Below are 21,171 nucleotides of genomic sequence, written 5' to 3'. Positions count from 1 at the left end.
TGTTTTCCTACTCGTTCACTTTGAGAACGGCGAGAAACGCATCCTGGGGTATTTCGACGCGACCCACTTGCTTCATGCGTTTCTTGCCGGCTTTCTGCTTCTCCAGCAGTTTCTTCTTGCGCGTGGTGTCACCGCCATAGCATTTGGCCGTCACGTTCTTGCGCAGCGCCTTGACCGTGGATCGGGCCACGACATGGCCACCGATCGTCGCCTGAACCGCCACGTCGAACATCTGGCGCGGTATCAGCTCCTTCATCTTGTCGACCAGGATGCGGCCACGGGAGTGGGCATGGTCGCGATGGATGATCAGCGCCAGTGCGTCGACGCGCTCGCCATTGATGAGGATATCCAGGCGCACCAGCTTGGCCGCGTCGAACCTCTCGAAGCTGTAGTCGAGGGACGCGTAGCCCTTGGAGATCGACTTGAGCCGGTCGAAGAAATCCATGACGACCTCGGCCATCGGCAGTTCGTAGACGAGCTGCATCTGGCTGCCGAGCACCTGCATGTCGAGCTGGACCCCACGGCGGTTGACGCACTCCGAGATGACGTTGCCCACGTACTCCTGCGGCACCAGGATGGTGGCGCGCACGATCGGCTCGCGCATCTCCGACACGTTGGCCATGTCGGGCAGTTTCGACGGGTTGGAGATGGTGACCAACTCGCCGTTGTCCATCAGGATCTCGTAATTGACCGTGGGCGCCGTGGTCAGCAGATCGATGTCGTATTCGCGCTCCAGGCGCTCCTGGACGATCTCCATGTGCAGCGTGCCCAGGAAGCCGACGCGGAAGCCGAACCCGAGCGCATCGGAATTCTCCGGCACGTAGTCGAGCGAGGCGTCGTTGAGCGCCAGCTTCTCGAGTGCGTCACGGAAATCCTCGTAATCGTCGGAGCTGACCGGGAACATGCCCGCGTAGACCTGCGGCTTCACTTTCTGGAAACCGGGCAGGCGTGGCACGTCCTTGGTCTTGGTATGGGTGATGGTATCGCCGACGGGTGCACCCTGGATGTCCTTGATCCCGGCAATGACGAAACCCACCTCTCCCGCTCTCAGGATACCGGTGGAGTTCTGCTTGGGCGTGAAGTAGCCGATATCGGTCACCTCCCAGTCGCGACCGGTCGACTTCATCTGGATCTTGTCGCCCTTCTTCAGCGTGCCGTCGAACAGACGCACCAGCGACACGACGCCCTGGTAGTTGTCGAACCAGGAATCGATGATCAGCGCCTGCAGATGACCCTCGCGGTCTCCCTTGGGCGGCGGGATGTCCCGCACCAGCCGCTCGAGCAGCAGGTCGATGTTGAGACCGCTCTTGGCCGAGACGCGTACGGCATCTTGCGCTTCGAGGCCGATGATCTCCTCGATCTCGTGGGCGACCTTGTCCGGGTCGGCCTGGGGCAGGTCCATCTTGTTGAGCACCGGGAGCACTTCGAGATTCTGCTCGATGGCGGTGTAGCAGTTGGCAACCGACTGCGCCTCGACCCCCTGGGCGGCATCGACCACCAACAGCGCCCCCTCGCAGGCGTAGAGCGAGCGCGACACTTCGTAGGAGAAGTCGACGTGGCCCGGCGTGTCGATGAAATTGAGCTGATAGGTATTGCCGTCCTGAGCCCGATAGTCGAGCGTGACCGACTGGGCCTTGATGGTAATGCCGCGCTCGCGCTCGAGATCCATCGAGTCGAGCACCTGCTCCTTCAACTCACGCTCCGTCAGCCCGCCGCAGAACTGGATGATGCGGTCGGCGAGAGTGGACTTGCCGTGGTCGATGTGGGCGATGATCGAGAAGTTGCGGATGAACTTCAGTTGCTCGTTACTTGCAGCGTCTGCCATTTAAGCCTTACCGGTAATTTGTACGCGCGCAGTCCACACGGTGGCGCTGTTGCCGAGAAAACGCCGATGGGTGCCGTTCTCTTCCCGCGTGCGGTCGATGACGAATGTGGCGCATTGTACCGACATGACCGGGGCAAGGACAGCAACAAGCCCAAAGCACACGGCCCCGCCGAAGCGGGGCCGTGTGGCGGGTAGCCGTAGGCTGCCGACCGGCGCCGGTCAGCCCTTGGCCTTCAGCCGCAGCGCCACGAACAGCGAGTTGCCGTCGCGCACGATACGTACCGGGATGGCGCGATCGTCGTCAGCCTTCTTGACCGCGTCGATCAGTTGATCGGCGCTCTCGACCGGCTTCTGGTCGAAGCCGACGATGACATCGCCCGGCTGGATCCCGGCTGCAGCCGCTGCACCGCGCGGGTCGACACGACGAACGAGCGCGCCCTGGTCGATATCCAGCTGCTGCTTTTCCTGATCGCCGAGATCGCTGATCGCGATTCCCAGCTTGGTCTGATCATCGGCAGACCGGGAGGACGGCGCCCCATCGGCAGCCATCTCTTCCGGCCAGTCGCCCACGGTGACGTCGACTTCACGCTTGTCGCCGTTGCGCATGACCTGGAGCTTCACCTCGTCGCCCGGGGCTACCTGGCCGATCAGACGGGGCAGCGTCGTGGAGTCGTCGATATCGGCACCCTCGGCACTGAGGATGACGTCGCCTGCCTCCAGCCCCGCTTTCTTGGCCGGGCTGTCGTCGCTGACATCGGAGACCAGCGCACCGCTGGTGCCGTCGAGCCCGAACGATTCGGCGAGATCCTTGGAGACCGGCTGGATCACCACACCCAGCCAGCCACGGCTGACATGACCTTCGGTGCGCAGCTGATCGGCGACGTTCATGGCGACGCTGATCGGAACCGCGAAGGAGAGCCCCATGAAACCGCCGCTCCGGGTATAGATCTGCGAATTGATGCCAACGACCTCGCCGTCGAGATTGAACAGCGGACCGCCGGAATTACCCGGGTTGATGGCAACGTCGGTCTGGATGAACGGAACGTAGGTCTCGCTCGGCAGCGTCCTGTTGATGGCGCTGACGATACCCGCCGTGACCGAATGATCGAAACCGAATGGCGAACCGATGGCGGCAACCCACTCGCCGGCTTGAAGATCATCCGAATTCCCGATCTTGAGCGTGGGCAGGTCCTTGGCATCGACCTTCAAGAGCGCCACGTCGGTTCGAGCATCCGAGCCCACCAGCTTGGCGGGTAGCTCGCGCCGGTCATTGAGCCGAACCATGATCTCGTCGGCGTCCTTGACCACGTGGGCGTTGGTCAGAATGTAGCCATCCTTGCGAATGACGAACCCCGACCCCAGCGACTTGCGCTCCTCCTCGCCCTGCGGCATCCCGGGCATCGGCGGCATCTGGTCACCGAAGAAGCGGCGGAAAATCTCGGGAACATCCTGCTGGCCATAGGGTCCGGCGGGTGCGCTGACACTGCTGGTCGTGGAGATATTCACCACGCCGGGAGCAGCCTGCTTGACCAATTCGGTGAAATCCGGCAGCTCGCGCGCCTGAGCGGCCTGGACAGCGAGCAGAGTGACGACCATCAGCAGCCACGGAGCGAACCATCTTGTCATGCGTTCCATTAAACACTCCTAAACACTGGATAAAGACTCTGGAGAGCCACACGTTGAACCGATCGATGCCCAAGGGGTAAACGTCACGAAAGAACCTTGCGCATCGAACCCCGCCGCACCTGGAGGCAGGACACGGCGACATTCTCATTGATAAGAAAAGACGGCAAGAGTTCAACGGGATGTAAAGTTTCTTTGCGGCGACAAGCGCCTGGGGCTGGAGACTGGTGGCGCCGGACGACCGCTCAGGAACCGGGAGTGGAGGTCTCGGCGGTAACGTCTTCCTGCTCTCCCTGCGCGTCGCCGACGGCCCGATCGACGCCGCCACTCCCCTCGTCCCAGATCACTCCCGAGGCGATACGTGCAAGCACTTCCGCAGGGGCTTCGCCCAGCGCCAGTATCTGCATCGGCCTGCCCTGGTGAATCACATGGCGAACCGCGGCGTGGGAGATACCCAGACGATGAATCCCGGCCAACAGCGGGTGCTGGTCACCCGCCAGGGGTTCGACGAACAGACTGATACTGGTCAAGCCGTCGCTGTACATCCGGTGCTCGGCGCGTTCACTCTGTTTCGGACTATCGGGGGGGATCGGCTGTGGCGTGAAGCCATCCGGCAACCATCGAGCCTGCCAAGGCGAGTCGGCGGGAGGATGACCGGGACCCAGGCGAAGCGTTTCGGGATACAGCGAAGGCGACTGCAGATCGGTTATCTGGAAGGTTTCGAGAATCTGGCCATCGACACCGATCATCTCGCGCTTCAACGGCAGCGATGTCTCGCTGTCCAGCCACAGACGATAACCGTAGCGGAGCCCGTCCTGTGGCTCGATATCGAGACGCCACGCCGAACGCCCCGCGACCCGCTCCAGCTCCATCGGCTGGAGTTCGTAATGTTCCACGATTTGAGCGGTCAGGGCGCCCGGTGCGACCCCAGCGGTGAAATCGAGCGCGGCCTGGCTGGAATCCTGGCTCACGCTGCCCCGCTTCTTGACCGCGACGGGCGGGCCGTCGAGAAACCGGGCGACTTCGGTCTCGACACCTTTCTCCACCCGATGGGTCAGCGCCAGCGTCCTGACGCCATCGTAGCTGATGCGTACGGCGCGGGCCTGGAAGTTGTAGCAGTGGCTGGCCCAGAGGCTTCGCAGGAACATCGCCCTGGGAGAGACGTCATCATCCGCCTTGGCCAGCTCGCGACAGTCGAAGCTCTCCGTGGCCGCCCGGGCCCCGCCGGAGGACTGCGCCAGCGCGGCGCCCGGTAGCGCTAACAGGCTGATAGCCACAGCCCCGAGGTAACACCGAAACATCAACGCGCGTCCATGGCTCCAGTTCCGGCACCCTCCGCCTGCGCGGACAGTGAACCTGGCGTGCGGAGTAGCGGCATCCAGTTGTCACCCGTGCTGTAGGCGGCGCCGACCGAGTGGCGTTCGAGGTAGGATTGCAGCGTCTGCGCCTGCTCGAGATCGACGTTGGGCGACTGGCGGGCATTCGGTGACAGGAACATCGGCCGCATGACCTGCTCGTCGACGGTCATCAGGCCGTTCCCGCTGCCCAGGCCGTTGCCACCCAGCGAGTAGGGCAATCCGTTCGATACCGGCGCCTGCATGGAAGCCTGCATCGCACCGCTCTGGCCCCCGGACCCGGCGTCGACGGCCAGCGAAGCCTGCACGCCTCCACCCTGAGCGGCACTCCCGCTGCTCGTCGCGACATCGGAAGCCGTGGTGGTGTCACCGCCGAACCGACCGTTGTACACCTGCACCCCCGTGATCACCATCAACGACACGGCGGCAGCGACGGCGGCGCCACCCATCATGGAGAAGGAGTGGCGTTTGCCAGGCTGGCCGGCAGGCTCCCGAACCGGCACCGGCTCGTCCGCCAGCGCCGCCATCACGTCACCGGAAATATCGATGTCGACGATCGCGTCGCGCTCGCGTCGCATCATGCTGCGCGCCAGATGGTATCGACGCCAGGTGTCGGATTCCTGCGACGCGGTATCCAATCGCTTGAGTACCCGTCTCAGGTCGAATTCATCGGCTTCGTTGTCCATCAATGCGGAAAACGATTCGTGTACCTGCTTCATAGTCACACCCTCACACTCGCCTTGCGGCTTGCCACGTGTTGAATGACAGCGACACCCAGGGAACACCTGAAGGCGCATCATTGCAGTCGCAAGACCGCGCCAGCCTGCTCTTCACCGGCCCTGATCGCCTGTCGTGTCACCAGTCGACGACGCCTTGACTCTCGCCTGCACCACTATGACGACGGAAACCGGTAACAGTTCATTTTCGATTCATCTTTCGTGACCCCACCGCCGACGCGGATCGAACGTACCGATACAGGCGGCGGTGCCAGCGGGACTCAGGAGCCATTGACAGCATTCTGGGCGCCATGTTCCAGCAATGGCTCGATATGCCTGTCGACGGCCTCGCGCGCCCGGAAGATCCGCGAACGGACCGTACCCACCGGGCACTCCATGATCGTGGCGATATCTTCATAGGAGAGGCCGTCGAACTCACGCAAGGTGATCGCAGTGCGCAGATCGTCGGGTAACTGCTCGATCGCCGCGAACACGGCCGACTCGAGCTGGTCGCGGGCGATGGCAGCTTCCGGTGACTCGATATCCGACAGTCGCCCGCTCTGATCGACGATCTCGGCGTCGCTGATGTCCAGATCGCTGCCGGGCGGCCGTCGCCCCCGGGAGACCAGGTAGTTCTTCGCCGTGTTGATGGCGATGCGATACATCCAGGTATAGAAGGCGCTCTCGGCACGAAAGCTTCCCAAGGCGCGATACGCCTTGATGAACGCTTCCTGGGCTACGTCCTGCACCTCGGAGTGGTCCTGAACGTAACGGCTTATCAGCCCGAGAATCTTGTGCTGGTATTTTTTGACCAGGAGATCGAAGGCCCGAGTATCTCCCTTCTGCGCGCGCTCGACGAGTTGTTGATCGGTCTCTCGAACACCCATTCAACGCCTCCCCGAACGACTGGGGGCAGGATGCGGCAGAGCAAAACAGCGGTGACAACTATGGTGACTGGGAGACAATACGCTCATGATCCAACCTGGAGCCCTTGGGGCTCGCGATTCAGTGACAGGCGTGCAACTTATAACAGAAACGAAGGATTAGCACGCGAAGCCGGCCCAGTGTTGCCGTTTTGGCCTCTCCCATCAAGCCGCCAGTTTTCCGACCGCTTCCCGGGAGACGGCGCCAGCCGGGCTCGCGAAGTTGATTTTTGTACCCCGAAACCTCCATAGTACGCGCTTCACGCGCAGCCACTACCAGAGCCAACGGGACCCAGCATGTCGGAACAGCAGGTCAACAATCTCAACGTTCTTTCCCAGGATCTCCTGATCACCCCGGAGGCGTTGAAGCAGAACATTCCACTTTCGGAATCCGCCGAACGCACCGTCATCGAAGGCCGCCAGACCATCCAGCGGATTCTCGATCGCGAAGACCCCCGCCTGCTCGTCGTCATCGGCCCCTGCTCGATCCACGACCCGGATGCGGCCCGCGACTACGCCAGGCGCCTACGCAAGCTGGCCGATGCGGTCAGCGACAGCCTCTACATCGTGATGCGCGTGTATTTCGAGAAACCCCGTACCACGGTGGGCTGGAAAGGCCTGATCAACGACCCTCACCTCAACGACTCGTTCGAGATCGAGGAAGGCCTGCATATCGCCCGCCGGCTGCTGGTGGATTTGGCCGAGATCGGACTGCCGCTGGCCACCGAGGCGCTGGATCCCATCTCGCCGCAGTATCTGCAGGACTGCATCAGCTGGTCCGCGGTGGGCGCCCGCACCACCGAATCCCAGACGCATCGCGAGATGGCCTCCGGCCTCTCCGGCCCCGTCGGATTCAAGAACGGCACCGACGGCAGCCTCGACGTTGCCGTCAACGCGCTTCAGTCGGTGGCCAGCCCGCACAATTTCCTGGGTATCGACCAGGCCGGCCAGGTCGCGGTCATCCGCACCCGTGGCAACGCCTACGGCCACGTCGTGCTGCGGGGCGGCAACGGCAAGCCCAACTACGACAGCGTCAGCGTCACCCTCGCCGAGCAGGAACTGCACAAGGCGGGCCTGAAGGCCAACCTGATGGTCGACTGCTCCCACGCCAACTCCAACAAGGATCCGGCGCTGCAGCCGCTGGTGATGGAGAACGTGACCCACCAGATTCTCGACGGCAACCGCTCGATCATCGGGCTGATGATCGAGTCGAACATCGGCTGGGGCAGCCAGAAGGTGCCGGAGGATCGCAGTCAGCTCCAGTATGGCGTTTCGATCACCGACGCCTGCATCGACTGGCCGACCACCGAGCGCACGCTGACGCAGATGGCGGAGCAGCTCGAGGCGCCGCTGCGCGACCGCCTGCAGGCCGACGACTGATCCGTTATCGGTAACGGATCGACTCCCAGGGTCGACAAGGGAAAACGCCCGGTGCTGGAACCAGCACCGGGCGTTTTCACAACGGCGAATTAACAACGACAGAGGCCTCGCTCAGCGATCAGTTCCGGACCGGCTCGCCCGCTTCCACCCCGTCGATCTGGCGTCGAAACGGTGGCAGCGCATCCAGCAACGCCTTGCCGTAGCGACGTGTCAGCACGCGCCGGTCCAGCAGCGAGATACGGCCGCTGTCGTTCTCCTTGCGGATCAGCCGCCCGCACGCCTGTACCAGCTTGATCGACGCATCCGGCACCGAAATCCGCATGAACGGGTTGCCACCCTGGCTTTCGATCCATTCGGCCAGCGTGGCGCCGACCGGATCGTCCGGCACCGAGAATGGCAGCCGGGTGATCACCACGTGGGTCAGGTAACGACCCGGCAGGTCGATTCCCTCGGCGAAGCTCGCCAGACCGAAGATCAGGCTCCCCTTGTCAGCGTCGACGGCGAGGCGATGACGCTCCAGCAGCTCCCTTTTCGGCAGCCGGTCCTGGGAGAGCAGCCGCGAGGCCCACGGCTCCTCCAGCGCATCCGCCACGCTGCGCAGCTGCTTGCGTGACGAGAACAGCACCAGTACCGCTTCATCGTCACCCAGGCCTTCGATGAACTGGACGATCGAGCGATCGTGGGCCATGGCGTCCCCCGGCTCGACCGCCTCCCGCGGCACGCTGAGAATGGCGCGGGAGTAGTCGAACGGGCTCGGCAGGCGCTGGTAGCGGTAGCGGTTGGCCAGCCCTGCCCGCTCCTGAAGTCGTTCGAAGCGGTTGAGCGCCGTCAGCGTGGCGGAAGTCACCACCGCCCCATAGCAGCTCCCCCACAGATGGCGCGCCAACGTCTCCGCCGCCGATACCGGGCTGGCCGAGAAGGTCAGCTCCGGCTCCCCGCCGAAACTCTGGAACGTCAGCCAGCGCGCCTGGGGGGCCTGCCCTGCCGGATCCGGCTTGGCCATGGCGGACCACAGCGCATGCGCCTCGAGCGCCCGACCGTGGAGCAGCGCCGTCAGCGGCAGCCAGGGTTCGGCCTGCTCCTTGGGCAGCCCGGTCGATTTATCCGGGTCCAGGCTTTCGCGCAGAATATCGCTCATGGTCTCGAGATCCCGCGACAGCTCGGCGAACGGAATGACCAGTTGCTGGGCGAGCTCGACCAGTGGTTCGGGCGCGCGACCGTTGGGAAAGCGAAAATGCTGGGTTTCATCGCCGGCACCCGCGCTCAGCCCGGCGATCTGGTGCCCCATGGCATAAGCGTCACCCAGCCGAGGCTCCAGCGCCGCGATCCGCTCGGGGAACGCCGCCAACAGTCGCGCCAGCGTGGGCTGAGCGCCCAACGCGGTATTCAATTCGGTCAGCGACTTCTTCAGCGTGCGCAGCCAGCGCAAGGTGCTATTGATACCGAAGCGGTGATAGAAGTGATCCAGCGCCTTGTCCGGCAGATGGTGCCCTTCATCGAAGACATAGATGCAGTCCTTGGGCGACGGCAACACCATTCCCCCGCCCAGCGCCAGATCCGCCAGCACCAGGTCATGGTTGGCGACGATGATGTCGGCCTGCTCGAGATGCCGGCGCGAACGAAAATAGGCGCAGGCGCCGAAATGGCCGCAGCGGCGGTTGGTGCACTGGCGGTGGTCCACGGTCAGCCGCCGCCAGTCCCGGTCGTCGATGGCGACCGGCCAGCTGTCCCGATCCCCTTCCCAGTTGCCGGAAGCGTAGGTATCGGCCATCTCCTGGATCAACTGCGGAAAGTCGCCGCCCGCATCGGTGGCGATGGTCTGCTCGAACAGCGACAGCGTCGGGTTGGGCTCGGCGCCTTCCAGCGCCTGATCCAGCTTGGCCACGCAGAGGTAGCGGCCGCGACCCTTGGCCAGCGCGTACTCGAAGTCGAGGCCGCTGTGGGCCTTGAGCATCGGCAGGTCCTGATTGAGCACCTGCTCCTGCAGCGCCACCGTGGCAGTGGCGATGACCAGCCGCTTGCCGCGGGCCTTGGCCACCGGCAGCGCCGCCAGCAGATAGGCGAGGGTCTTGCCGGTTCCGGTACCCGCTTCCAGCACGCAGACGTGTTCGTTGGAGGTCCGGCGCCCCTGCTCGTCCCGCTCGATCGACGCCAGCGTGCGCGCGATCTCCGCGATCATCAGGCGCTGGCCATAGCGCGGCGTGAGCTCCAGCCCTTCGAGCACGCGCCGGTAAGCCTCCTGGATTTCCTGCTTGAGGGATTCGTCGAGCATGCGCTTTCCGGGCGGACTATCGGAGATGAGATCGCCCACCGGCGGCGGGCGACTGCCACGAGACGATCAGGTCGTCCAACGACATCGTTTGAACCGCAGCGCCAGCCGACCGGCGCCAACGGCTCACGACAGCATGGACTCGGGCGGATGCTCGCAGGGGAGCTTGCCGTTGATGTAGTTCTCGATTTCGGGCAGCGAGAAGGCGTCTTCCTCGCCGACGAAGCTGATCGACACGCCCTTGGCGCCGGCGCGACCGGTCCGGCCGATACGGTGGACGTAATCCTCGGGATCTTCCGGCAGCGTGAAGTTGATCACGTGGCTGACGTCCTCGATGTGAATCCCGCGTCCGGCGACATCGGTGGCCACCAGTACCGTGACTTCACCCTCGCGAAAGCGCTCGAGCGTCTTGATGCGCTGGTTCTGGGGCACGTCGCCGGAGAGCATGGCGGCGTTGATGCCCTGGTCGCGCAGCAGCTGATCCAGCTCGCGCACCAGATCGCGACGGTTGCCGAACACGATCACCCGCTCCATCGCTTCCTGGTTGACCAGGTTGAACAGCAGCTTGCGCTTTTCGCTGTCGCTGACCAGATAGACGCGCTGGTCGATGTTGGCGGCGTTGTCGTGGGTCACCTCGATCTCGACGTGAGCGGGATTCTGCGTCCACTGCTCCGAGAGACTGAGGATATCCGGCGTGAAGGTCGCCGAGAACAGGAAGGTCTGGCGCTCCTCGCGCTTGGGCGTGTAGCGGATGATGCGCTTGACGTCGGGAATGAACCCCATCGACAGCATGCGGTCGGCCTCGTCCAGGACCAGAACCTCGACCTGGGACAGGTCGATGTCCCGCTTCTGCTGGAAGTCGAGCAGGCGCCCGGGGGTGGCCACCAGGATGTCCAGGTTCTTGCTCAGCTGGTCGCGCTGCTTCTGGTAGTCCATGCCGCCGACCACGCTCGCCACATGCAGTGACGTGAAACGGGACAGCGCCTTGGCGTCCTTCTCGATCTGCAGCGCCAGCTCGCGGGTCGGCGCAACGATCAGGGCGCGCGGCGTCCCCGGCTTCTGGCCATCCGGCGCTTCCTCTTCCAGGAAGTAGGCCAGCATCGAGATCAGGAATGCGGCGGTCTTGCCGGTGCCGGTCTGCGCCTTGCCGACGACGTCGCCACCGAGCAGCGTGTGCATCAGTGCCTCGGCCTGGATCGGGGTGCAGTACTCGAAGCCTTCGGCCTGGATCGCGCGCATCAGCGGATTCGGCAGGTCGAAATCGTGGAATCGCCAGCGTCCGGCAACGGGCTCGACCTGAAACTGCTTCAGCGACCAGCCCGAAGTGTTCCGCGACTGCGATTTACGTGGCTTGCGCCGACGCCGCTTGGGTCTGCGATTCTGTGCCGGGGCCTGGGTGTTGTCAGACTCACTCATAGTTATGACGAATGTCCGAAATCGATTGACGGTTTGACTCGCGAAGGCTGGCGCTATCCATACCGGGGGCCGGAAGCACCGTGATCGGCGCGACGGGCATTCATGCCTTCAAGGCGGATCCTCGACGCGACGAGTGACGATCTCGCGCAGAGATCACCCGGCGCGAGCCGACGGTATTGTACCAGCCTCGCCCGCCAACGTCGCGAGCCCAGTGGATCAACGTCGCGAGCCCAGTGGATCAACGTCGTCGAGCCCAGTGGACCGGCCTGGTGCTGCGGGTTTGCGAGTCCCGTTCGGGTATTCGATGGCAGGCGCTTCGCTGGCTGTTAAACTACGCGCCAATCTTTCGCTCTCGATTACCCGCCACGAAACGCATAGGTCGCGCGCATGACTCGCAGAAAAAAGACCAGGTCGCTGGCCGACAAGGTGACGATCCGCACCGGCAAGCGCAAGGATTACCGCCGCTGGCGCCATGACAATCCCGATGAAGTCGCGCCGTCGCGTCGCTACGTCGACAAGAAGACCCAGCAGCGCAAGCTGCAGGCCGAGCGCAAGCGCCAACGCCAGAGCGCCCCGCCGCTCCCCCTGCACAAGCCCGCCAACGACGACAAGGATTCCGACTGATGCGCCTGGTTTCTTTCAACATCAACGGCATCCGTGCGCGGCTGCACCAGCTCGAGGCGCTGATCGCGACACACGCACCGGATGTCATCGGCCTGCAGGAGACCAAGGTTCAGGACAGCGAGTTTCCCAGGGAAGCCGTGGAGGCCATGGGCTATCACGTCCATTTTCACGGCCAGAAGGGTCACTACGGGGTCGCCATGCTGACCAGGTCCGCGCCGGAGTCCGTCCACTACGGGCTGCCGGACGACGGCGAGGACGCGCAGCGCCGGCTGATCGGCGTCACGCTGGCCATGCGCGACGGCCAGCCAATGACGGTGTGGAACGGCTACTTTCCGCAGGGCGAGAACATCGCCCATCCCACCAAGTATCCCAACAAGCGGGCATTCTACGCCGGCCTCAACGCGCTGCTGGAAGAGCGCCATCGACCCGACGAGCGCGTGGCGATCATGGGGGATTTCAATATCTCCCCGGCAGACATCGACATCGGCATCGGCGAAGAGAACCGCAAGCGCTGGCTCCGCGAGGGCAAGACCAGTTTCCAGCCGGAAGAGCGCGAATGGCTCGCGCGCTTGAAGGCCTGGGGGCTGGAGGACAGCTATCGGCGCTGCCATCCCGACAGCACCGATTTCTTCAGCTGGTTCGACTACCGCTCCAAGGGTTTCGACCGTGAGCCCAAGCGCGGCCTGCGGATCGACTACATCCTGGTGACCGAGCCGTTGGCTAGCGCCACTCGGCGAGCCGGGATCGACTACGACCTGCGCGGCATGGAAAGGCCTTCCGATCACGCCCCGGTGTGGAGCGAGTTCGACCTCGACTGAGTCGATGTCGATCCGAATTGAGCCGGCAGCAGAGACGGCGCCTCGGATCCCGGGGCGTCGCCGCCGGGACGCCGTCGTTCAGCCCAGGGAATCCAGCCACTGCTGCGCCTGCTCGACGCCGGCGGCCCTGGCCTGACGAAAGGCTTCCCGGGCCTGGTCACGCCGATCGAGCTGGGCCGCCGCGATTCCCTGCAGCAGCCAGTCCCGCCCCGACACCTCACCGCCCGACTGACGCAGGCTGGAGAGCGCATCCAGCGTGGCTTGCCATTCGCCCCAGCCGTAGGCGATCTCCGCCAGCTGTCGCCAATCCTGCCCGCGACCGGTCCGCTCCGCCAGCGCCCGCCAGGCCGAAAGGGCCTCGTCGTGGTTACGGGCCGCGGTCCAGGCCTGCGCCAGGAGCTTCAGGTTGTCGGCGTTGGCTTCCAGCCGGCCGTCATCCAGCCACTGCGTCAGATGCTCGGCGGCACGGGCCGGCGTGCCGCCGGCGATATGCAGCTTGGCCAGTTGTCGCAGATCCTCTCTCGAGACCAGCACGCCACGGCGCCAGCCGCTCTCCCATATCGCCGCGGCCCGGCCGCTATCGCCGGCTTGCTGGGCCAGGCCCGCGGCGCGACGCCAGACGTCCGGCGAATCCTGGTCATCGCCCAGTAGCGCCAGGGCGTCGTCGAACCGCCCACTCTGCTGATAGACCGTGCTTGCCAATTGACGCTGCGACGAGCTCCAGCCTTCGGTTCCGGATTCCCGCAGGCGATCGAGAGACTGGCTGGCCGCGCTCCAGTCATCGAGCGACGCCCGCGCCTGGACCAGCAGCCAGCGCGAGGCATCGTCACCGCCGCTGCGCTCGATCCAGTCGGTCAGCAGGTCCGCGCCCTGCCGCGTCTGGCCGGCGCGGAGCCGGAGACGCGCTTCCTGCTGCAGCCAGGAGAGCCGGCGAGCGGCGGGGACGCCGTCGATCCGCCGCGCTTCGGCAAATTGGTCCGCCGCCGTGGCATCATCGTTCCGATTGGCGTTGGCCGTGGCGGCCAATTGCAGGAACAGCGCCCGCGCCCAGCGGTCGGCGGCGTTACCGCCTTCGAGCCGCGAGGCGGATGCCGCCGCACGCGAGGCCACCGCAGCATCGTCGCCGGCCTCGAGCCGAGATTGCATGGACTGCAGCGTTCGAATCATGTCCGGACGCAGCGCCGGCCCCTCCGCCTGCGCCAGCGGAACGCCGCCGAAGCCGATCAGGCCCGCTGCCAACAGCGCCAGGCAACGCTTGCCCAGCGGGCGAACCGTCGTCGAACTCATCATCAGCCCTCCAACTGGAACTGGATACGCTGGGTGGCGCGCCGTACGTCGTCGGCCGGCGGGAACCGCCACTGCGATACCGCCTCTTCCACCGCTCGGTCGAAGACATTGGCCGGGTCGGCATCGATCACGCGCAGACTGCCGGTATCGACACGCCCATCCGGTTGAATGATGAAGCTGACCTCGACATAGCCTTCCATGCCGCGACGACGCGCCCGCATCGGGTAGGTCGGATTGACCCGACTGGTCGGCTGCAGCTGGCCGACGTCACGTGGCGAAGCCTGGGTGCCTCGGGGCGGTTGCTGCGGCGGCCCATCCGTCGCCTCGGGCGTGGCTTCCGGCTGCGGCGCGGTTTCAGCAACCGTTTCCTGCGTCGGCCGGGGCTCAGGCTCCGGCTCGGGGCGAGGCTCCGGTTCGGGGCGTGCTTCGCTCAGCTCGGGCAGCGTCTCGTCCAGCGTGACGTCCGGCGTCTGCATCGGCGGCGTCTGCGGCTCTGGAATCTCCACCGGGCTGGGCGCTTCCGCTGCCGGTGGCGGCGCTGCCGCCGGCGGCGGCGGTGGCGCGCTGGGCGGCGGTAACGAGGGGGATGTCGGCGTCGGCTGCGCCTGGTCCTGCTGCGGCGCGTCGACCATCGAAATCGCCGTGGGCGTCACGATCTGGGTGCGATCCGGCGCCGGCGGCGCCACCAGCAGCGCCAGTAGATAGAACAGCAGCAGCGCCAGCAGCGCGCCACCTGCCAGCCCGGCCAACCTGCGCATCAGCCGGCGTCCCGATTGGCGGCCACGGCAACGTTGTCGACCCCGGCCTGGTGAATGCGATCCATCACCTGGATCAACAGGCCGGTAGTCGAGTTCTTGTCGGCCTGGACCACGACGCTGCCATCACCGGAGACCAGCTGCGCCACGCGCGCGCCGACGCGATGGGCATCCACGGCCTCGCCATCGACCCACACCGCGCCTTCGCCGGTGATCGCGACCAGCACCTGGGTGTCCTGGCGCGCCGTCGCCTCGCTGGACTCGGGCCGCTGAATCTCGACCCCACTCTCCTTGATGAAGCTGGTGGTGACGATGAAGAAGATCAGCATGATGAAGACGACATCCAGCATCGGCGTCAGATCGATGCCGGTGGAATCGTCATTCGCTTCCCGCAAGCGGCGCCTACGCATGAGAGTCCTCCACGGCGCGGGCCATGCGGTCGTGCAGCCGCTGGTCCTCGCGCCGAATGATCTGTTCCAGACGAGTGACGAACAGCAGACCGACCACGGCGACCGCCATTCCGCACAGCGTCGGCAACGTGGCCTGGGCAACGCCGTCGGCCATCGCCCGCGCCTGACTGCTCTCGGTCAGTGCCAGGCTGTCGAATACCTGAATCATCCCGGTCACCGTCCCCAGCAACCCGAGCAAAGGGCAGATCGCGATGAGCAGCTTGAGCCACGGCACCGGTAGACGCAGCCGGGCAATCAGTTCGCGGGTCCACACCTCGCGCAGTGTCAACGCGCTCCAGCTCGAGTGATCGCGACGCCGAATCCAGGCTTCGATCAGCGCCCGCCGGGCACGGCGGTGGGTGAACCGCCAATAGAACAGCCGTTCCAGCGACATCGCGAACAGCGCCATGGCCACCAGCATGATCACCACCAGCACCTCACCGCCGGCGCCGATCAGCCAGCGGATCGGCTCAAGCGTGAGCACCATGACGGCGCTCCTCCGCGTGGGCAACGGCAGCGGTTTCGGCTTCGAGATGCTCGGCGAGCACGGCGCTGGCGCGGCCTTCCAGCAGGCCGATCAGGCGGCGGCTGCGGCTGTTCAGCGCCGTATTGACGAACAGCAGGGGCACGGCGGTGATCAGACCCAGCACGGTCGTCACCAGCGCCTGGCTGATGCCGCCCGCCATCAGTTGCGGATCGCCCGTCCCGAACACGGTGATCGACTGGAAGGTGACGATCATGCCGGTGACCGTGCCCAGCAGCCCCAGCAGCGGGGCCACCGCCGCGATCAGCTTGACGATCGGCTGCCCCCGCTCCAAGCGTGGCTGCTCCGCCAGCATGGCCTCGTCGAGACGAGCTTCCAGCGCTTCCGGGGCGTGATCGCGGCCCAACGCGGCGAAGCGCCCCAGCACCCGGCCCAACGGGTTGTCGTCATGCAGCGTCTCCGGGCTCTGCATCTGGCGGCGCATTTTCGCGCTGACCCGAAGCAGATAGGCGTACTGGACCAGCGCCACCAGCAGCCCGACGAGTCCCAGCGCCACGATCACGTAGCCAACGTAGCCACCCTGCTGGAAGCGCTGCCACAGCGTGGGCTGCTGAGATAGCGCCTCGAGCACGTCACCGTCGGTGGGATCGATCACGATCTGGTTGCCCTCGCCCTGCTGGAACGCCCGCAACGCCTGCCGGGCGTCGCCCGGCGTCGCCGCGAATACGGCGAGGCGCCCGTCGTCGCCCATGCGCTGCAGCAGATCGCCATCGCTGAAGGCGACGGTATCGCCCAGACGCACGACTTCACGCTGGCTCACGTCGCCATCCTGGCCCGCCACAGGTGCCTGGAAACGCACCCCGCGCCCGCTCTCCGCGATCAGCCCCGCCAGGTCCTGGCGTACCCGTTCGAAAGTCTGCAGATCGACGAGCCCATGATCGTCGAGACGCGGCGGCAACGCCGCATCGCCGCCAACGGTCAGCCAGCTCTCGGCGAGGGCGTCGCGAAGCTCGCTGGCCTGTTGCTTGACGATGCCGGAGACATCGCCGATATCGCCGGCCTCCTGCGTGCGCTGCTGGTGTAGATCGACCAACTGCTGCTGCTGGTCGGACCGGCGCGCTTCCAGCTCGTCGCGTCGGGCCTGCGCCTGCTGCAGCCGCTGCTCGGCATCGGTCACTGCCTGTTGCAGCGCCTGACGGTCGTCCAGCAGCGCTTCCAGCCGCTGGTTGTCACGCTGCTCGGCGGCTTGGCTGTCGGCACGGAACCTGTCGAGTACCTGCTGCATCGACGCCGCAGAGCCACTCGTCGCATCGTCGCCTGGCGTGGCGCTGGATTGCGCACTGACGCTGCCGGGCAACAGCGTGATCGCCGCGATGGGCAGCGCCAACCACCATGAATGACGGCTCATGACCGGCCCTCCGTCGCTGACCGCCCCGCGCCGACCACCAGCGACGCCGGCAGATGCAACAGGGCCGGCGCGCTCTGGTCCTGAGCGATGCGAATACCACGGCGAACCTCGCCGATCTGATCGCCGCTCAGCGCTTCCCACTCGCCGTCGGCGACGCTCCAGACACCGCCGGCGCGATCGTCCGGGGTGACGTAGTACCAGCCGGTGCGGCCGACGCGCAAGTAATCGACTTCCCTCGCCATCTGGCTACCCTGACTGGCGGCATCGGACTGTGCGCCCTCGAGCGGCCCGCTCCATTGATCCATCTCGCGCCCATAGGCCAGCTCGGCGCGCCAGGCGGAAAAGAGACGCTGCAGCTTGTCGGCCTGGGAGGCGTCATCGCGGGAAAGCATCTGCTCCAGATCGTCGACGCGCGCCAGTCGCTCGTCGCGCAGGAATGGCATATCCGCTTCGATCATCTCCCGTAGTTGTTCGACCATCTGGCGCATCTCTCCCGGCAGCGCCTCGCGGGTCACGGAAATCTGCGTGAGCGCCTGCTTTTCAGAAGCGATCCGCTTGGCCTGGTTGTCGACGATTGGCGCCAGTTCGGCGTTGTAGCTCTCCAGCCGATCGGCCTGCTGGCCGGCCTGCCGCAAGCGCTCCAGCGCCTCGCGCGTGGCGTCATCGGCCGCGTCGATGCGCTGCTGGAGCTCGGCCTGGGTCTGCTGCGCCTGGATACTGGCCTGACTGAGCGAATCCTGGGCAAGTATCGTGCTGGGCGCGCTCACGCCGATGGCTGCGAGGCAAAGGGCCGATACATACCCACTCGTTCTTCGCGGGAAATGAAGCACCACGCTATCTCCTTGCGGATGAGCCTTAACGACGAGGCGGTGAAGAGCGCCGCCGGGTCGGCGGGATGACGACGTTGAATTCGACGCGACACGCTAATACAAACAAGAACAATTATCAATCCGCATGCACGCCGCCACCCTCTCAGCGACGCCCTTCACTGGCGCTGAGGCAAGGCTTCCTGAACACGGCGCCCGATCCCCGGACACGAAAAAGCCGATGCCATCGGGCATCGGCTTCTTCACCACCGCGGTTCCACGGCGACGGGACTACAGCTTCTGTTCCAGCTCGAACAGGTCGCCCACCAGGCCGGAAACCTGCGAGAGCGCCACCTGGAAAATCCCGGTTTTCTACAGCTTCTGTTCCAGCTCGGGCAGGATCTCGAACAGGTCACCGGCCAGGACGGGAACCCTCGAGAGTGCCACCTGGAAAATCCCGATTTTCTACAGCTTCTGCTCCAGCTCGGGCAGGATCTCGAACAGGTCGCCCACCAGGCCATAGTCCGCCACCTGGAAGATCGGCGCCTCGTCGTCCTTGTTGATCGCCACGATCACCTTGGAGTCCTTCATCCCGGCCAGATGCTGGATCGCGCCGCTGATCCCCACGGCGATATAGAGATCGGGGGCAACGATCTTGCCGGTCTGTCCGACCTGCATGTCGTTGGGCACGAAGCCGGCGTCGACGGCGGCGCGGGAGGCACCAATCGCCGCACCCAGCTTGTCGGCGATGCCGTCGAGAAGCTTGAAGTTGTCGCCATTGCCCATCCCGCGACCGCCGGAAATGACGACGCGCGCGCCCCCCAGCTCCGGACGTTCGTTCTGGGCCAGCTCCTCGCCGATGAAACGCGACAGCGTGCTGGAGGCCACGATATCCAGGGCTTCGACGGATGCGGCGCCGCCGTCGGCCACCGGCTCGAACGCCGTGGTGCGCACCGTGATGACCTTGAGCGGATCGCTGGATTGCACCGTGGCAATGGCGTTGCCGGCATAGATCGGCCGCTTGAAGGTATCGGCACTCTCGACGCTCAGAATCTCGGAGATCTGGGAGACGTCCTTGAGCGCGGCGACGCGTGGCAACACGTTCTTGCCATCCGTGGAGGCCGCGGCCAGCACGTGGCTGTAGTCGTCGGCGAGCTGGGCCAGCAGATCCGCCAGTGGCTCGGCCAGTTGGTGGGCGTATACCGGGGCGTCGGCCACGCGGACGCGCGAGACGCCGTCGAGCCTGGCGGCCGCTTCGGCAACGCCGGCGACATTGTCGCCCGCGACCAGGATATCGATATCGCCGCCGATGGCCTGGGCTGCGCCTACGACGTGGGCGGTACCGGCAGCGAGCTGTCCGTCATGGTATTCGGCGAGAACCAGAATGCTCATCCCATCCGCTCCTTTCAAAGCACTTTGGCTTCGTTCTTGAGTTTGTCGATCAGCTCATCCACGGAGCCCACCTTGATACCGCCCTTGCGCTCGGCCGGCGTCTCGACCTTGAGCAGCGACAATCCGCTGGCAACGGTCACGCCGAGCGCCTCCGGCGTCCTGGTATCGAGCGGCTTCTTCTTGGCCTTCATGATGTCCGGCAGCTTGGCGTAGCGCGGCTCGTTCAGGCGCAGGTCGGTGGTGACCACGGCCGGCAGCTTGAGCGCGACGGTCTGCAGGCCGCCGTCGATCTCGCGGGTGACGCGAATCTCGCCCTCCTCGACACCGTCGCCGAAGGCCACTTCGGAGGCGAAGGTACCCTGGCCCATGCCGCTCAGCGCCGCCAGCATCTGGCCGGTCTGGTTGTTGTCGGTATCGATGGCCTGCTTGCCGAGGATCACCAGGTCGGGCTGCTCCTCGTCGACGACGCCCTTGAGCAGCTTGGCGACCGCCAGCGACTCGACACGCTCGTCGGTCTCGACGTGGATGGCGCGATCCGCGCCCAGCGCCAATGCCGTGCGCAGCTGTTCCTGCGAGGCCTTGGGACCGACCGTGACGGCGACGATTTCGGTGGCAATCCCCTTCTCCTTGAGCCGAACGGCCTCTTCCACCGCGATCTCGCAGAACGGGTTCATGGCCATCTTGACGTTGGTCAGGTCGACATCGGAGTGGTCCGGCTTGACCCGGATCTTGACGTTGTAGTCGATGACGCGTTTGACCGCGACGAGTACTTTCATGGGTGTCCTCGCTGGCTGTTGGCAGACCGACCCGGCAGGCATCGGCCGATATCGACGATTGGCGCCTCTGCGGCCCCCGATCATGGCTCGATGCCCGGTAACAAAAACGTCGGCGGAGACAGAATCACGCCGACGCCGGCCGGGGTCAACTCGACACCCACCGCGCCCCAGGATGGTGCATCACGGGGACAGCGATGGGCGAAAATGCGATAATAGCGCATCGACGGCATCGTGCCGAAGCAGCACCTTCGCATAAGACCAGCGCCGGTTGGCATAACGGCAATCATCTGGCTAACGTTAGGCTATAACAAACGACGGTCCATCGCCGTCGACGAACGGACCGGGCAGGCATCGTGACATAGGCCCTGCCAGCAAGCGAGGAGATCGGGTTTGGAACGTGAATCCATGGATTTCGACGTAGTGATCGTCGGTGCAGGCCCCAGCGGGCTGTCGGCGGCGTGTCGTCTGATGCAGCAAGCGAGCGACGCCGGACGGGAGTTATCGGTCTGCGTGGTCGAAAAGGGGTCGGAGGTCGGCGCGCACATTCTCTCCGGCGCGGTGTTCGAACCGCGAGCCCTGGCGGAGCTGTTTCCCGACTGGGCCGAGCGCGGCGCGCCGCTGAACACGCCCGTGCTGCGCGATGAACTCTACCTGCTGAAAGACGCCGACAAGGCGCAGAAACTGCCCAACGCCCTGGTGCCGAAATCGATGCACAACACGGGCCAAGGCAGCGACAGCCAGGCCACGCAGAACGATGCCACAAGAAACCAAGGCACACAAAACTACGTCATCAGTGCCGGCAACCTCTGTCGCTGGCTGGCCGAGCAGGCCGAGGGGCTGGGCGTCGAGATCTTCCCCGGCTTCG

At 65.2% G+C, this 21,171-nt stretch carries 19 protein-coding genes; 4 read left to right on the top strand and 15 right to left on the bottom strand.

Annotated features, from left to right (window positions below):
• Nucleotides 1-7 precede the first annotated feature (7 nt).
• The 5 genes from lepA to rpoE form a co-directional block, all read right to left on the bottom strand.
• Nucleotides 8-1,825 carry a translation elongation factor 4 gene (gene lepA / locus Q0602_RS05930; RefSeq protein WP_295040838.1) on the bottom strand — a complete coding sequence of 606 codons (1,818 nt, stop codon included), beginning with the start codon at nt 1,823-1,825 and terminating at the stop codon, nt 8-10.
• Nucleotides 1,826-2,044: 219 nt separating this feature from the next.
• Nucleotides 2,045-3,460: a DegQ family serine endoprotease gene (locus Q0602_RS05925; RefSeq protein ID WP_298840250.1), complete on the bottom strand. Its 1,416-nt coding sequence runs from the start codon at nt 3,458-3,460 to the stop codon at nt 2,045-2,047.
• 233 nt (nt 3,461-3,693) lie between these two features.
• The gene (locus Q0602_RS05920) at nt 3,694-4,749 is read right to left on the bottom strand and encodes a MucB/RseB C-terminal domain-containing protein (RefSeq protein WP_298840249.1); all 1,056 of its coding nucleotides are present in this window, start codon (nt 4,747-4,749) and stop codon (nt 3,694-3,696) included.
• Nucleotides 4,749-5,522 (bottom strand): sigma-E factor negative regulatory protein, encoded by a 774-nt coding sequence (locus Q0602_RS05915; RefSeq protein ID WP_298840247.1) that lies wholly within the window; start codon nt 5,520-5,522, stop codon nt 4,749-4,751. Before Q0602_RS05915 ends, Q0602_RS05920 begins: the two co-directional genes overlap by 1 nt.
• Before the next feature lie 278 nt (nt 5,523-5,800).
• Nucleotides 5,801-6,406, bottom strand: coding sequence for an RNA polymerase sigma factor RpoE (rpoE, locus tag Q0602_RS05910; RefSeq protein WP_149434735.1), 606 nt, complete (start codon nt 6,404-6,406; stop codon nt 5,801-5,803).
• 333 nt (nt 6,407-6,739) lie between these two features.
• Here rpoE and Q0602_RS05905 point away from each other — a divergent pair, with 333 nt between their 5' ends.
• Nucleotides 6,740-7,822, top strand: coding sequence for a 3-deoxy-7-phosphoheptulonate synthase (locus Q0602_RS05905; RefSeq protein WP_298840245.1), 1,083 nt, complete (start codon nt 6,740-6,742; stop codon nt 7,820-7,822).
• 118 nt (nt 7,823-7,940) lie between these two features.
• Here Q0602_RS05905 and dinG read toward each other — a convergent pair whose 3' ends face one another.
• Nucleotides 7,941-10,094: an ATP-dependent DNA helicase DinG gene (gene dinG, locus Q0602_RS05900; RefSeq protein WP_298840243.1), complete on the bottom strand. Its 2,154-nt coding sequence runs from the start codon at nt 10,092-10,094 to the stop codon at nt 7,941-7,943.
• A gap of 123 nt (nt 10,095-10,217) precedes the next feature.
• Nucleotides 10,218-11,507 (bottom strand): ATP-dependent RNA helicase RhlB, encoded by a 1,290-nt coding sequence (rhlB, locus tag Q0602_RS05895; RefSeq protein ID WP_298840241.1) that lies wholly within the window; start codon nt 11,505-11,507, stop codon nt 10,218-10,220.
• A 387-nt stretch (nt 11,508-11,894) separates the two neighbouring features.
• On the opposite strand from rhlB, the gene Q0602_RS05890 reads away from it, so the two are divergent.
• Entirely contained in the window at nt 11,895-12,131 is a 237-nt protein-coding gene (locus tag Q0602_RS05890) for a hypothetical protein (protein WP_110716506.1), read from the top strand.
• Nucleotides 12,131-12,949 carry an exodeoxyribonuclease III gene (gene xthA, locus Q0602_RS05885; RefSeq protein WP_298840238.1) on the top strand — a complete coding sequence of 273 codons (819 nt, stop codon included), beginning with the start codon at nt 12,131-12,133 and terminating at the stop codon, nt 12,947-12,949. Before Q0602_RS05890 ends, xthA begins: the two co-directional genes overlap by 1 nt.
• A 78-nt stretch (nt 12,950-13,027) precedes the next feature.
• On the opposite strand, the gene Q0602_RS05880 is transcribed toward xthA, so the two are convergent.
• The 8 genes from Q0602_RS05880 to Q0602_RS05845 all read right to left on the bottom strand — a co-directional run bounded on the left by Q0602_RS05880 (nt 13,028) and on the right by Q0602_RS05845 (nt 20,306).
• Nucleotides 13,028-14,236, bottom strand: a complete 1,209-nt coding sequence (locus Q0602_RS05880; RefSeq protein ID WP_298840237.1) for a hypothetical protein — start codon at nt 14,234-14,236, stop codon at nt 13,028-13,030.
• A gap of 2 nt (nt 14,237-14,238) precedes the next feature.
• Nucleotides 14,239-14,994 carry an energy transducer TonB gene (locus tag Q0602_RS05875; RefSeq protein ID WP_298840235.1) on the bottom strand — a complete coding sequence of 252 codons (756 nt, stop codon included), beginning with the start codon at nt 14,992-14,994 and terminating at the stop codon, nt 14,239-14,241.
• A complete protein-coding gene (locus Q0602_RS05870) occupies nt 14,994-15,401 on the bottom strand; it encodes a biopolymer transporter ExbD (protein ID WP_149434727.1) in 408 nt (135 codons plus the stop codon). Before Q0602_RS05870 ends, Q0602_RS05875 begins: the two co-directional genes overlap by 1 nt.
• Nucleotides 15,394-15,927 carry a MotA/TolQ/ExbB proton channel family protein gene (locus tag Q0602_RS05865; protein WP_298840232.1) on the bottom strand — a complete coding sequence of 178 codons (534 nt, stop codon included), beginning with the start codon at nt 15,925-15,927 and terminating at the stop codon, nt 15,394-15,396. The genes Q0602_RS05870 and Q0602_RS05865 overlap by 8 nt, the downstream gene beginning before the upstream one ends.
• Complete coding sequence (locus Q0602_RS05860) at nt 15,911-17,332, bottom strand: MotA/TolQ/ExbB proton channel family protein (protein WP_298840230.1); 1,422 nt, start codon at nt 17,330-17,332, stop codon at nt 15,911-15,913. The genes Q0602_RS05865 and Q0602_RS05860 overlap by 17 nt, the downstream gene beginning before the upstream one ends.
• Nucleotides 17,329-18,162: a DUF3450 domain-containing protein gene (locus tag Q0602_RS05855; protein ID WP_298840296.1), complete on the bottom strand. Its 834-nt coding sequence runs from the start codon at nt 18,160-18,162 to the stop codon at nt 17,329-17,331. Before Q0602_RS05855 ends, Q0602_RS05860 begins: the two co-directional genes overlap by 4 nt.
• A 441-nt stretch (nt 18,163-18,603) precedes the next feature.
• Nucleotides 18,604-19,530, bottom strand: coding sequence for an FAD-binding protein (locus Q0602_RS05850; protein ID WP_298840228.1), 927 nt, complete (start codon nt 19,528-19,530; stop codon nt 18,604-18,606).
• A gap of 14 nt (nt 19,531-19,544) precedes the next feature.
• Nucleotides 19,545-20,306: an electron transfer flavoprotein subunit beta/FixA family protein gene (locus Q0602_RS05845; protein ID WP_298840226.1), complete on the bottom strand. Its 762-nt coding sequence runs from the start codon at nt 20,304-20,306 to the stop codon at nt 19,545-19,547.
• A gap of 405 nt (nt 20,307-20,711) precedes the next feature.
• On the opposite strand from Q0602_RS05845, the gene Q0602_RS05840 reads away from it, so the two are divergent.
• Nucleotides 20,712-21,171: NAD(P)/FAD-dependent oxidoreductase (locus Q0602_RS05840; protein ID WP_298840224.1), on the top strand; the 460-nt coding region annotated here is incomplete at its 3' end.

Origin of the sequence: uncultured Salinicola sp. (assembly GCF_937921195.1) — a bacterium.
GTDB lineage: Bacteria > Pseudomonadota > Gammaproteobacteria > Pseudomonadales > Halomonadaceae > Salinicola.
The sequence above is the reverse complement of the archived record's forward strand: the minus strand, read 5'-3'. Positions and strand labels throughout refer to the sequence as shown.

What these genes read in the sequence shown, in the direction of transcription:
- lepA (WP_295040838.1), bottom strand. Translation starts at nt 1,825, where the DNA reads ATGGCAGACGCTGCAAGTAACGAGCAACTGAAGTTCATCCGCAACTTC.
- Q0602_RS05925 (WP_298840250.1), bottom strand. Translation starts at nt 3,460, where the DNA reads ATGGAACGCATGACAAGATGGTTCGCTCCGTGGCTGCTGATGGTCGTC.
- Q0602_RS05920 (WP_298840249.1), bottom strand. Translation starts at nt 4,749, where the DNA reads ATGTTTCGGTGTTACCTCGGGGCTGTGGCTATCAGCCTGTTAGCGCTA.
- Q0602_RS05915 (WP_298840247.1), bottom strand. Translation starts at nt 5,522, where the DNA reads ATGAAGCAGGTACACGAATCGTTTTCCGCATTGATGGACAACGAAGCC.
- rpoE (WP_149434735.1), bottom strand. Translation starts at nt 6,406, where the DNA reads ATGGGTGTTCGAGAGACCGATCAACAACTCGTCGAGCGCGCGCAGAAG.
- Q0602_RS05905 (WP_298840245.1), top strand. Translation starts at nt 6,740, where the DNA reads ATGTCGGAACAGCAGGTCAACAATCTCAACGTTCTTTCCCAGGATCTC.
- dinG (WP_298840243.1), bottom strand. Translation starts at nt 10,094, where the DNA reads ATGCTCGACGAATCCCTCAAGCAGGAAATCCAGGAGGCTTACCGGCGC.
- rhlB (WP_298840241.1), bottom strand. Translation starts at nt 11,507, where the DNA reads ATGAGTGAGTCTGACAACACCCAGGCCCCGGCACAGAATCGCAGACCC.
- Q0602_RS05890 (WP_110716506.1), top strand. Translation starts at nt 11,895, where the DNA reads ATGACTCGCAGAAAAAAGACCAGGTCGCTGGCCGACAAGGTGACGATC.
- xthA (WP_298840238.1), top strand. Translation starts at nt 12,131, where the DNA reads ATGCGCCTGGTTTCTTTCAACATCAACGGCATCCGTGCGCGGCTGCAC.
- Q0602_RS05880 (WP_298840237.1), bottom strand. Translation starts at nt 14,236, where the DNA reads ATGAGTTCGACGACGGTTCGCCCGCTGGGCAAGCGTTGCCTGGCGCTG.
- Q0602_RS05875 (WP_298840235.1), bottom strand. Translation starts at nt 14,994, where the DNA reads ATGCGCAGGTTGGCCGGGCTGGCAGGTGGCGCGCTGCTGGCGCTGCTG.
- Q0602_RS05870 (WP_149434727.1), bottom strand. Translation starts at nt 15,401, where the DNA reads ATGCGTAGGCGCCGCTTGCGGGAAGCGAATGACGATTCCACCGGCATC.
- Q0602_RS05865 (WP_298840232.1), bottom strand. Translation starts at nt 15,927, where the DNA reads ATGGTGCTCACGCTTGAGCCGATCCGCTGGCTGATCGGCGCCGGCGGT.
- Q0602_RS05860 (WP_298840230.1), bottom strand. Translation starts at nt 17,332, where the DNA reads ATGAGCCGTCATTCATGGTGGTTGGCGCTGCCCATCGCGGCGATCACG.
- Q0602_RS05850 (WP_298840228.1), bottom strand. Translation starts at nt 19,530, where the DNA reads ATGAGCATTCTGGTTCTCGCCGAATACCATGACGGACAGCTCGCTGCC.
- Q0602_RS05845 (WP_298840226.1), bottom strand. Translation starts at nt 20,306, where the DNA reads ATGAAAGTACTCGTCGCGGTCAAACGCGTCATCGACTACAACGTCAAG.